11 protein-coding genes are annotated in these 11,260 nt (G+C 34.1%); 5 read left to right on the forward strand and 6 right to left on the reverse strand.

Annotated elements, in window-relative coordinates:
* Positions 1-22 precede the first annotated feature (22 nt).
* From FTU82_RS14460 to FTU82_RS14470, 3 genes are all read right to left on the reverse strand, one after another.
* Complete coding sequence (locus tag FTU82_RS14460) at positions 23-913, reverse strand: DUF6236 family protein (protein WP_171264949.1); 891 nt, start codon at positions 911-913, stop codon at positions 23-25.
* Between the two features lie 20 nt (positions 914-933).
* Positions 934-1,971: a hypothetical protein gene (locus tag FTU82_RS14465; protein WP_086222754.1), complete on the reverse strand. Its 1,038-nt coding sequence runs from the start codon at positions 1,969-1,971 to the stop codon at positions 934-936.
* A gap of 273 nt (positions 1,972-2,244) precedes the next feature.
* Complete coding sequence (locus tag FTU82_RS14470) at positions 2,245-3,354, reverse strand: hypothetical protein (RefSeq protein WP_004968110.1); 1,110 nt, start codon at positions 3,352-3,354, stop codon at positions 2,245-2,247.
* A gap of 668 nt (positions 3,355-4,022) precedes the next feature.
* On the opposite strand from FTU82_RS14470, the gene FTU82_RS14475 reads away from it, so the two are divergent.
* Positions 4,023-4,166, forward strand: a complete 144-nt coding sequence (locus FTU82_RS14475) for a hypothetical protein (RefSeq protein ID WP_180015695.1) — start codon at positions 4,023-4,025, stop codon at positions 4,164-4,166.
* 948 nt (positions 4,167-5,114) lie between these two features.
* On the opposite strand, the gene FTU82_RS14480 is transcribed toward FTU82_RS14475, so the two are convergent.
* The gene (locus FTU82_RS14480; RefSeq protein WP_004968112.1) at positions 5,115-5,318 is read right to left on the reverse strand and encodes a hypothetical protein; all 204 of its coding nucleotides are present in this window, start codon (positions 5,316-5,318) and stop codon (positions 5,115-5,117) included.
* Positions 5,319-5,993: 675 nt separating this feature from the next.
* On the opposite strand from FTU82_RS14480, the gene FTU82_RS14485 reads away from it, so the two are divergent.
* Both FTU82_RS14485 and FTU82_RS14490 read left to right on the forward strand, forming a co-directional pair.
* Entirely contained in the window at positions 5,994-7,001 is a 1,008-nt protein-coding gene (locus tag FTU82_RS14485; RefSeq protein WP_004967300.1) for a replication initiation protein, read from the forward strand.
* Between the two features lie 105 nt (positions 7,002-7,106).
* Complete coding sequence (locus tag FTU82_RS14490; RefSeq protein ID WP_225531289.1) at positions 7,107-7,673, forward strand: plasmid replication DNA-binding protein; 567 nt, start codon at positions 7,107-7,109, stop codon at positions 7,671-7,673.
* A gap of 220 nt (positions 7,674-7,893) precedes the next feature.
* On the opposite strand, the gene FTU82_RS14495 is transcribed toward FTU82_RS14490, so the two are convergent.
* Positions 7,894-9,462, reverse strand: a complete 1,569-nt coding sequence (locus FTU82_RS14495) for an ATP-binding cassette domain-containing protein (protein ID WP_159124549.1) — start codon at positions 9,460-9,462, stop codon at positions 7,894-7,896.
* Positions 9,463-9,805: 343 nt separating this feature from the next.
* On the opposite strand from FTU82_RS14495, the gene FTU82_RS14500 reads away from it, so the two are divergent.
* Both FTU82_RS14500 and FTU82_RS14505 read left to right on the forward strand, forming a co-directional pair.
* Entirely contained in the window at positions 9,806-10,051 is a 246-nt protein-coding gene (locus FTU82_RS14500; protein ID WP_000246755.1) for a type II toxin-antitoxin system RelB/DinJ family antitoxin, read from the forward strand.
* Entirely contained in the window at positions 10,041-10,334 is a 294-nt protein-coding gene (locus FTU82_RS14505; protein ID WP_000221358.1) for a type II toxin-antitoxin system RelE/ParE family toxin, read from the forward strand. Before FTU82_RS14500 ends, FTU82_RS14505 begins: the two co-directional genes overlap by 11 nt.
* A 128-nt stretch (positions 10,335-10,462) precedes the next feature.
* Here FTU82_RS14505 and FTU82_RS14510 read toward each other — a convergent pair whose 3' ends face one another.
* Positions 10,463-10,792 (reverse strand): four-helix bundle copper-binding protein, encoded by a 330-nt coding sequence (locus FTU82_RS14510; protein WP_004827037.1) that lies wholly within the window; start codon positions 10,790-10,792, stop codon positions 10,463-10,465.
* Between the last annotated feature and the right edge of the window lie 468 nt (positions 10,793-11,260).

Raw genomic sequence — 11,260 nt, forward strand, 5'->3', positions numbered from 1 at the left:
ATTATGTTAATTTTAGAGAAACTTAAGAATTCTTTTTATATTCAGTAATACTATATTTTTTTGCACTTGTTAAATAATTCAAATTTAGCCCTTTAGAATTTTGTTCTTTATTACCAAAACTTCCAGACCAACCAACTTTGACAAAAGGTGAAGTTACAGCAACTAATGTTCCTAGTGGAATTGTCATTCCTGTCATGGAATCACAGAACAATCCTGCGGGAACATTTTTAACAGCTTCCATAATGCTAGTTGAACTAACATCAAACTCTAATTTTAAGTTGCGTTTCAGCCCCTCTCCAAAACGTTCTTTAAATGATTTATTTAGATCATCAATACTTGCTTTTAACTCGATTCTCATATCAAGTCGCATAGCATCAATATCATCTGACGTAGCTATTTTTTCATATAAGCTATTGAGAGAAATATGAAGCCTGTTTAACTCATCATGTCTACGATATTTGAACTCTAAAATATCAATTAAGTTAGTATTAGCGGACGGTGTTGGGAGAGCATTAAATAGCTCAAACTTTAAAATATCTTTTTTGATCCGATGGTCAGGATGAATAAATGGTTCTATCCCAAAATGATGCATTGCCCATGAAGTATCCTTTTTTTGAGACTTCATGAAATTTAAGGTTGCATCTAGTTCCTTTAAAGATAGCTCAGGGCCCTTATCAGTCGAAAATGATTGTAAGTTTGTAGTAGGTCTATATAGTATTCCAACAGATTTAAAAATTTCTTCCTGTGGCAACCCTATATATATCAATCTATTAGCTGGGACTACTATATGATCCCAATATAAAGAAAAATACTTCATATCATCTAAAGTAAGCGCACTAGACAGTGAAATACCATTATCTGTGGATGCAAACGAATAAGAAGATGTAATTAAACCTCTTTGAACTTCACCCAAAGTATTTTCCTCTGCAAAATTTAATATCTTCTGTGAGATTTTTTAATAATCCCTATAACATCACTTTTATCACAAACTATTAGAAATTTAACGCGCTCACTTTTAAAAAGCTGATTACTAATAGCAAAACTTTCATTTCCACCACATATTTGGAAATTACTTTTTAATCTCAATGAAGCTAATACATCTTCAATTTTTATATCATTTAAATCAACAATTAACTCACAATCTTCGTTTGATAGAGATAGTACATAAAGTGCTATATCAGACTTTTCAAATACTGATTCAATTTCATCTTTTTTATAAAGAAGAAATGCTTTCTGTGGTAACTGATTTATTGAAAGATTTTCAGAAATAATATGGAAATTAGAATCACATCTATCCTGAAAAAGAGGTCCTTTTCCACCTTTAGAAGATGGTTTTGTACGAAGCATTTCATTAACAGTTCCATAGTGCTGTACCCATTTTCGTACATTTTCTGAGATCATATCTAGAAAATTCAATAATCTAGAGTAAAGATTACTGAGATTGAGATCTAAAATTGGTTCATGATGAGCAATTCTATTTCTTAAATGATTTAAACGCTCTAAATCTGTTTTTATATCTTTCCTTGAAATGTGCTTAGGAAAAATAGAGTGAAGATTTACCTGCCATAGAGGACGATCATACTCATCGCGAAATAAATTAGACCAGAAATCAAAAGTCAAAGTCGAAACAATGTCACAATTTTTATTAGTTTTAGCCCTACTAATTGCCTTTTTTAATGAGCCTTCACTATATTCATTGAGTATGTCTATAAAGACTTGATTAAAAAAATAATTTTCTCCAAACTTTTGTATGAGGAGCTCATTAATTGTATTTCGAACAGTAACTTCTAGAATTTGAAGAGGAAAAAGGAAAGCCTTAGCTAATCTAGCATTATAAAGATATAGCTCAAATGCATAATCTTTATTAAAACCAGCTCTTTGCAAATATGTTCCAAATCTTTTATCAGATAAATGATTAATGATTTCTTGACCATCATTAAGATATGTAAATGGAACTTGACTTTGAGCCATTAAAGTACCTAAAATGTTTATATGTTGACATACCTTCAAGTATATCAACACAAAAAAGTAGTTGATATATAGACATATTTCTATAGTTGCCCCTCTGTCATATTGACACGCGCTATCAACAAAAGATTAGAGCCCCGAGACAGATCTAGTATCCCTCTCGGGGTTTCGCCTTTTTATAGATCCTAAAATCCTACTTAACATAAAATCTCTTATACGAAATTTGCATGTTAGAACCTATTCAAAGTCCGTATTTAATAGCTTCTCTTAGCGGATTTACTCATTTTCAAGCACTTGTAAGTAAAGCTCATCCGCTTTTTGAGCAATGGCTTTGCCATTCTCACGCATTTCTAATTCTTTAGCTACATAGGCTTGAATCGGTATGTTGTAATAGCCACCACCATAGTAGTCTTTAATGAGTTTCAAAGGCACTTCCACACCATATTCATCAAAAAGATTACGTCTGTAATTATATTCATGGATCGTATCCGCATAGGTCGGCAATCGGGGTAGATAGGTCAAGTGTGGTGTAGCAATTTCCATCTGCATCCATGTTTTCTGCTTCTTAGACCTGTACTTTAAAAAACGCTGTGCAAAATGGATAATCTGCCCTGCTTGGGAACGGCTTGCTTTGAAAACAGACCATGTTTCAACCATCAGGAATAGATTTTTAATGTCGGCTCGGTTCTTCTCTGCTAGAGAACTATTTTTTTGACTAGCCAATTTATTAATAGAATCAGTAAATTTAGTTTTAATTTTTTCAATACTTTGCTTTGTATATCGCCAAGTCCACGTATAAGCCCTTACTCTGTCTTTGTAGTCTTTTTCATCACCCAAGATGAGCTGTTTATAAGTCTTATGCGTATCTCTAAAAAGCTCCATAGTCACCAGGGCAGTAGGTTTGACAGCAATTGGATTTTTTAAGACAAATTGTTTTGGCTCATTATCTTTGAAGTAGTCTGCAATCAAGGTCTTTTCTGCTGAGATCGAATCAAGATCCCACTTAAAGCCTTTGTACTTCTCTTTAAGAGTCTGAATCTTCAAACGCTCCGACTCTTTGGCAAGTTTATTAATCTCAATACCGTTGAAAGTATTGAAATCTCTACTTGTAGGCGTAGTGAATAAGCAATACAGAAACCATTTATTTTCATTAAAGACATCTCTTTGCACGATCATCGTGCAAATAGGATGACCCTTTTCTAGGCGGTAAGAACGCTGTCTTGGTGAAATACCCAACTCATAACGCTCTGTCATCTTATCCAAAACGGATTCAATGGATTTCTTAGAACTGTCGTACTCAAAGCTGAAATAAAAATATGCGCCATTGGCAACATGGTCAGCGAGCCGTTGCATTGTAAATTTTGTGTGTGGACTAAAAATTATCATCCAAAATATTTCCAATCATTGTTATCAAGGGTTAATTCACAAAATACGCTGTTTTTTGATCAAAAACTAGCATTGTAATCGAGTAAAAGGATTTTTGGTTTTTAGCTGTTTTTTGCTTTTTCCATAGCGAAGCTATGGTGAACTTGCGAAGCAAGTTTTAAGGACTTCTAGACGGTGTTTGTAAGAGGGTAATAAGTAGTTCCATGCGAACGCACCTAGACAGCATATTTTTTGTGCATTATGATTTTCTCATCAGTTGTGAAGTGTGTCTGACCAACGCACCTAAAAGACCTAACCGTTTTTTAGTGTGCCGTTAGGCACACTAAAAATTTTGATTTTCAACAGCTCACAGTGGAAAGGTTGACAGCCTGAAAACTGCTTGACGAAGCGGACTGCTGCGGAAACGTAGCTCGGTACGCTTTGATGAGGGCTGATGAGGGGTGGCTTTTGCCTACCCTCAAATTCTACTCAATCCACTTCATTGTTGGTTCTTGAAGTTGGGCGACAAGGAAACGGAATCACCGAAAGGTGGCGAATGGGTTAAACCCCATTCTAGGCTGAAAGGGCTGAAATCCTGCTTTTGAAGAAATAGTGAGTGAAATCCATAGATGGAGAGTAGCGTTAATAACTACCGTTCTTCGCTGAATCTTTATGGTTTGGCGAGGTGCGTGGCACACACGATGGCTTCTGCGGTATTCGAGAGGGTACAGGCGATCAAGGTGAAAGCTGGCGAGAGTGGCACTTTTGGGTCAGGTGGTGAATTTGTCGTGATGACATTCCATTTTGGCTCGAAAGGTCGATGTATAGCTTAAACGTGTTAAAGGTGGGGAGAGATCCTCATCGACTGTGCTAAGTAAGTGTTCTACCCATGATGATATTTTTTAAGCTGCGGAATCGGTATTTTGGAACTGCGTACCGAAAAGCAAGGAAAAAGCTTAGAAACTTAGTGGATGAACGTACTGCTTGTTAAGACTTCAATTGATAACTTGGGACGCACTTTTATGTCATTAGGTTTTGTCACCTAAGTTTTTGAATAACTAAATTTTTAGTTATCGACATAGATGTGTTGGAGCGATCTTTAGTAGCGCATATAAGGCAGATTTTTGCCGAAGTTGTACTGTAATAATTCTGAATAAGTTGTTGTTTTTATTTGTAAAATAGATAGTAATCTATAATTACAGGTAAAATTGATAATCAATAAGAATTTTCTTTTGAGTTGTTTTATCAAAAGTTGGTTAAAAAACCATAGCTACCGTTGTCAGAAATGACTTGTTAAGGGAATCGTGGTTTTGCGAAAGAGTGATGTTGAGGCTATAGGGGACTGTAGTTGAGTGTGTTACTTCCTGCATGGTCATAGTGCTTGAAGGCTGTGGATTTAAAGCCACAGGAGAGTCAAAAAGGTTAAATGGGGATTGGTCTCCCCTGCTGTTCGAGTTGGTCGCTCGAACTAAACTAAACTTCTGAAGACATAGTTTTTCGAGGTTGTTATCCACCATAGGATAAATATTTTCTGATTTTATGAATAAAATTAGCGTTTTAAAGTTTGGTGTTGGTTGGTTGGCAATCGGCACTTCGACAAAATTTTACGGTGCATACGTTATAAGCATTTTTTAGACCCCCTCGGATATTCTTGCCAACAGAATATCGAAACGAGGTGGGTTGTCTAAATGCTCACCATTTGCGTTTTAAGGCACTTTAAACTAAAACCTATAGGTAGAATAGGAATGACCAATAAAACGCCAAATACAGCAAACCATGCGCTATAAATCCACATCTCTTGGTGTATCTTGCTCTCGATCTGTCATAAAATCTTCTAACCCTGTTGGGTCATCATGGTTTTTAAAGAACTCCTCCCAAGTTACTTCACAAAAGACACCATCTTCATTGGCTCTAAACCATCGTGGTTTGTTGAAGTTCTTCATCGAGAGAGAAACCAAATCTTCATCTTTTTTATCTTTGCTCATCTCAGATCCTCTTTAGCGAGTGTCTACGAGCGACACAACGAAAATTTGCGCCTAGACTCCCTGAAAAACTGCTTTTTAAAATATTTGCTTCAACAAATTGAAAGTAGATCACATGCTGATCTTTGCACCTAGACCGAGCGAAGCGAGCATAAAAAACTTATGAGCGAAGCGAATTCCGAGTTGCTTTTGCCTTTTCTTAAAGTAACAAGAATATTAACTAAAAATTGCCCCACGAATCGAGCGAAAGCGAGATTCAATAGAGTTTGAGCGTAGCGAAAACCAAGGGCAATTTTTCATTTATTTTTTCATTTACTAATTTTAAAAGCTTTATTAAAAGCTTTTAATAGCTTTTAAAAAGCTTTTAAAAAGCTTTACGGCCAGTCTCAATGTATTGCTATATCAGTGTTTCAGACACTAAAGTGGGGGCGAAATGTTAGGTTTTTGACTTTAAGTGGGGGCGAAATGTTAGGTTTTTGACTTTAAGTGGGGGCGAAATGTTAGGTTAGTGGGGGCGAAATGTTAGGTTAGTGGGGGCGAAATGTTAGGTTAGTGGGGGCGAAATGTTAGGTTAGTGGGGGCGAAATGTTAGGTGGTAATCAAGATATGCTTGACTTAATAAGTGGGGGTAAGTAGCATTGAAAATACCACCACATAATAGAAGAATAGTGATTTTAGATGGCTGTATCATTAAAGAAAATTAAAAATTTTGAGGAACATGACAAATCTCTTTTTCCTCTTTCAGCACCTGCCAAACGTTATCCAAAAGACTATGCTGTCTTTCAAAATATTTTCTGGCAATTGAAGCATGAGAAATCACCAAAAGACGATATTCTAAAATTGCTATTCTTTTTTAGCCCTAAAGTTCGGCTAGCATCAGATCCCAATGAAACAACAGAATTCACTGTAACAGCTAAAGAATATGCTGAATTGACGGGCTTAAAGCCAAGCAGTGCTTATGTAGCCTTAAACCGAGTAGTAGATGCTCTCTACGACCACAGTGTAGTTTTTTATCATCCTGGAAAAGATCGAGATATTCGAACAAGACTCATTAGTACATGCTCATACAAGGATGGATGTTTTTATATTTCTTTCACGCATTTTGCCCTATACATTATGTATGTTTTTAATAAACAAAATTCGTATACAAAATTTAAAGTTAAATCGGCTGTTGCCTTACATGGTCACGGTTTAAAACTTTACCCATTCTTGGTACAAAATGAATTTCGGTCTAATTTCGATGTATCCATCAAAGAATTAAAAAGTGCTTTAGGTCTGGCAGAAAATTCATACCCAGAATATAGAGATTTCAAAAGTACTATTCTTAAACCCCACATTGATGACATTAACTCTAAAACAGAACTTACTATTGAGTTTAAAGCAGTCAAGAAAGAAGGACGCAAAGCTAGTCATGTTAATTTTATAGTTAGAAAAAAGAAAACTATTGGAGCTAATCAACAAAGTGAAACTGGTAGTAACCAAGAGCAAAATAAAATAACTGCAAAAATGGTTTATTTAACGATAATTCAAAGTGAAGAATTGAGCTTGAGATTCAAAGAATCTGGTGAGACTACAGACGAATTAGTAGAAAGAATAAAAATTGATTTTAAAAATAACGAAGGTAATAGATGGATTGAAAAACTAGCAGAATTCAATATCGACTTTACTATTGAACAAAAAGTTTGAAAAATTGCTGCTATACCTAGAAAAGTACGATTTAATTCAAAATAAGATATATGTTCAGCTAAGATGTTCAGATGAACATGCTTAAACACGCGCTGAGGGATTACATTGAACAAAACAAAATTTAGCATAATGGACGCAAGTAAAGCTTTTAAAAAATCAAGAACAACAATCTATGAATCTATAAAAAGTGGTGAATTATCAAGAGATCATGATGGACTTATAGACTTATCGGAACTTATCAGAGTTTATGGCAATCCAGTCAGTGTTCAGTCCAGTACACGTACTGAACAAGTCCAGAAGGATGTACAGGTACACGTTCAGTCTGAAATTGAAAATGTATTAAAAGATCAAATTTCTTTACTCAAAAATCAGTTAGATTTAGCAAATCAAAGAGAAAAGTCTTTGATGCAACATATTGAAGATCTCACTCATAGAATTGAGTTTAAAGGCACGTTAGAACAGCCAAAACAAGAAAATACTAGTAAGCTAAATGAATCTACTAATCTAAATATAGCAACAGATCCTCGGCCAGAGATTGAGTCGAACTATGACGCATTGACTACTTTTGGGGAAGACAACAAGCGTATACCTATTCCTGAACACGTTGAACCGGAACCTAAAAAAAGGGGATTATTGGGCCGTTTAGCTCGGGCAGTTTTTACAGATGAGTAAGGTTTTATTGTTATTTTTAGCTAAACAAAAGTGTGGAACATTGTTCACTAAGTAAGCGTGGAACGTGAAAAATCAAGTAAAAAGCCCAAACACAGATGTTTGGGCTTTTTGATATACAATAAGACTATGATTTATAAGAAATAAAAATTTGCATTACGTATAAGGTGTATTATGTTAATTTTAGTAGAACTAATAAATCTATATATTTGAAAATGTCATTTTACTCAATTAAATACTCTTCAGATATTTCACACTGTTCAACAAAAAAATGATCATGTGAAACTAAAATTACAGCGCCCTGATATTGGCTAATAGCCTGCGATAGAAGCTCTCTAGACTCAATATCTAAATGATTTTCTGGTTCATCAAGCAATAATAAATCAATACCATCAGGATAGTGACTCATTGCTAATAATGCGACTTTCAATTTTTCACCACCACTCAGTTCTGATAGTTTTAATAAAGCTTTTTCACGACGAATACGTAACTGACCTAACAAATTTCTCCACTCAACTTCAGTAAGATTGGAGTTATAAAGTGCAAGGTTTTCGATTACGGATAAATCATTATTTAATAAACTAAAGTTTTGATCTAAATACAAACATGTTCCACTAAAGAAAATATCATCACGTTGATGGGTAGAAATCAATTTCAATAAGGTTGATTTACCAATTCCATTAGCACCTTTAAGATGGATTTTTTCGCCAGCTTTCAATGCAAAATTAATTTTATTTGTTGCTGTATGGGGTAGCTTTAAATCATGAATTCTTAAAATCTCTCCTTGCTTCGTACTCTGTAAGTGGAATTCAAACTTCTGAGCTTTGATTTTTTCTACAATGGTCTGCCTATTAATCAGACTATTTTTCAAATCATCAGTTTGTCGAGTTTGTTGGGCACGTAGCTTACCTAAGCTTTGTCCAGCATTTTCCTTTTTGAAATCTAGAAAAATCTTTGCTTGAGAATTAGAATCACGAAGTTCATTGCCTTTAGATTGACGTTTATTCGCTTTCATTAAGCTATCATGTTGCCGTTGTTTTAACTGCTTTAATTCTTTTTTCTCATTATTAATAGACTGAGTTAATGCATCCATGTGTAGCTGATGCTGTTGAATGTAATGCTCATAATTACCTTTGTAGTGTTGTAAGCCTAATTCAGTTAAAGCATAAATATGTTGGACTTGATTGAGTAATTGGCGATCATGACTAATCAGGCATACACCACTAGGGTGTGCCAAAATACTCTCAATTAACCATTGTCTAGATGTTGAGTCTAAATGGTTGCTTGGTTCATCTAAAAGTAGATAGTGATCCTTTTTTAAAAACAAACGACATAAAGCCAGCTTTGTTTTTTGTCCTTCACTCAGTTTTTCTGTTGGAAAGTTCAAATCCGTAGGTAAGTCAGCATTTTCAAGTATATTTTGCCATTTTTGTGGTAAATCCCAGGTATTTTCAACTAACTCATAATCATCAAAACTAGCTGTATTGTTCTCTATACGCCGAAAAGCATGATGTAAATGATCTACCTCTAATGCTTGTGCAATATTTTCAGCATTAAGGCGTTCTAATTGTGCCAAATAATCATGTTGGATATTCCATGAAACTTGACCACTATAATGAATATCTAAAGCTTGGCTTTGATCTAATATTCTGAACAATAGGGATTTACCTAAACCATTACGTCCAATTAATGCAGAAACCTGTCCTGATAAAAGCGTAATGTTTAGCTGATCAAACATTTTCTGTGTAGAAAATTCTAAATTTAAGTTTGAAGCAATACATGCATGTTGCATAAAAAATTCCTCATGTAGAGGATATGCAAAATAGTGAAGATTAACTTATAAAAAACAATATATTATTTAGGATATAAAGTAGAGACCAAGAATATATAGCCACAAGTAGAATCTATTTTGCACATCAAAAGTTTAAAAATAATGATGAGAAAATGACTTACTTCATTGGCGTTACTCTTGGGAGGATGATTTGAATAAGGTTATTTTATAATGATAAGACAATCTGTCAAGCTTGTACTAAAGCTTCTAAAAGTTATTTAACATAATGGCTGTTATGCGAAGTCGACTTGTAATGCAATTTGCATTACAATATTCCTAGTACATTAAATACTTGGGAAATATGATGGCTACTGTTAACTTCAGGATCGATGAAGCCCTTAAAGAAAAATCTTATTCAATCCTTAAAGAGCAAGGTATTGCACCTACTGATTTCTTCACTAGTATTCTTGAGTATGTTGCTACGACTGGGAAACTGCCTGTCAAAAAAGCTTTGCTTTCGGAAGAAGATGAAGAATTATTAGCTCTTGTCCGTAAGCGCATTAATGATCCTAAAGAGATGTTTGAGGAAGTCACATTAGATGACTTATAAGCTTTTACGTCACAAGGACTTTACAGCAGAATGGGAAAAACTCCCTGTTGCTATACGAGATCAATTTAAAAAGAAACTAGCCAAAGTCATAGAGCAGCCACATATTCCAAAGAATATGCTTAGAGGCGATCTTGCAGGTTGCTATAAAATCAAATTATTAAAAGCTGGTGTCCGACTTGTCTATCAAGTTAAAGATGATCAGGTAGTTATCCTGCTCATTACCGTCGGAAAACGAGCTGATAGCATAGTTTATGACGAAGCGAAAAAGCGAATTAAAGACTAAAAATGGGAGCTTATAGCTCCCATTTTTAGCTTCGTATAAGGTGTATTATGTTAATTTTAGGAAAGGCTCTAGACTAGCAGAATGATTATCTTAGTCTAGAGCCATATAATTAACATTATTGAAGTATTTTACATGGCAATTTTTCGACATTCTTCTGCACACTGACGGCAAGCCTCAGCACATTTTTTACAATAATCATGTGAATGTTTTTCACACTCTTCCGCACAATATTCACAGATCTTAGCACAAAGCTCACAAATCTCTTTGAGGAAAGGTGAGTTATGTTGTTGCATACGCACACATAACTGACAAATATCTGCACATTCTAGACAACGTTGAATACATTCACGCATCATCTCTAAATCTTTTTCTTTTAAACAAGAAGTTGCACATTCAGTACAAATAAGTGAACAGTTTGTACATGCAGAAATACACTTTGAAAATTCCGTATTAATCATTTTTTACTCTCAACTTATATAATCAAAGAAATAATTAAAACATAATTTTTTTCTACTAATTATTTTAAATTATTAGTAAATGTAATACATAATGTTAATTTATATGAATAATGTTAATTTTAACTAAATCTTATTTATATTCCAAATTATTAAAAAACAGTTTTTAATTAGGATAGATGATCAAGTATCAAAAGCAGCTATTCTTAAAATAACTGCAATAATTTTATCACTTTAAAAATAGATTTTCCCTCTATTTAACATAATGGCTGTTATACGAAATTTAAAAAAATATCGTCAAAATAGGAGCTTAAGACTCCCATTTTCGATTTCTTATAAGGTGTATTATGTTAATTTTAGAGAAACTTAAGAATTCTTTTTATATTCAGTAATACTATATTTTTTTGCACTTGTTAAATAATTCAAATTTAGCCCTTTAGAATTTTGTTCTTTATTACCAAAACTTCCAGA

The sequence above is a fragment of the Acinetobacter sp. YH12151 genome, from assembly GCF_013418355.1.
In the GTDB taxonomy this organism is placed as follows: Bacteria; Pseudomonadota; Gammaproteobacteria; order Pseudomonadales; family Moraxellaceae; genus Acinetobacter; species Acinetobacter pseudolwoffii.

What these genes read in the sequence shown, in the direction of transcription:
- FTU82_RS14465 (WP_086222754.1), bottom strand. Translation starts at nt 1,971, where the DNA reads ATGGCTCAAAGTCAAGTTCCATTTACATATCTTAATGATGGTCAAGAA.
- FTU82_RS14470 (WP_004968110.1), bottom strand. Translation starts at nt 3,354, where the DNA reads ATGATAATTTTTAGTCCACACACAAAATTTACAATGCAACGGCTCGCT.
- FTU82_RS14480 (WP_004968112.1), bottom strand. Translation starts at nt 5,318, where the DNA reads ATGAGCAAAGATAAAAAAGATGAAGATTTGGTTTCTCTCTCGATGAAG.
- FTU82_RS14485 (WP_004967300.1), top strand. Translation starts at nt 5,994, where the DNA reads ATGGCTGTATCATTAAAGAAAATTAAAAATTTTGAGGAACATGACAAA.
- FTU82_RS14495 (WP_159124549.1), bottom strand. Translation starts at nt 9,462, where the DNA reads ATGCAACATGCATGTATTGCTTCAAACTTAAATTTAGAATTTTCTACA.
- FTU82_RS14500 (WP_000246755.1), top strand. Translation starts at nt 9,806, where the DNA reads ATGGCTACTGTTAACTTCAGGATCGATGAAGCCCTTAAAGAAAAATCT.
- FTU82_RS14505 (WP_000221358.1), top strand. Translation starts at nt 10,041, where the DNA reads ATGACTTATAAGCTTTTACGTCACAAGGACTTTACAGCAGAATGGGAA.
- FTU82_RS14510 (WP_004827037.1), bottom strand. Translation starts at nt 10,792, where the DNA reads ATGATTAATACGGAATTTTCAAAGTGTATTTCTGCATGTACAAACTGT.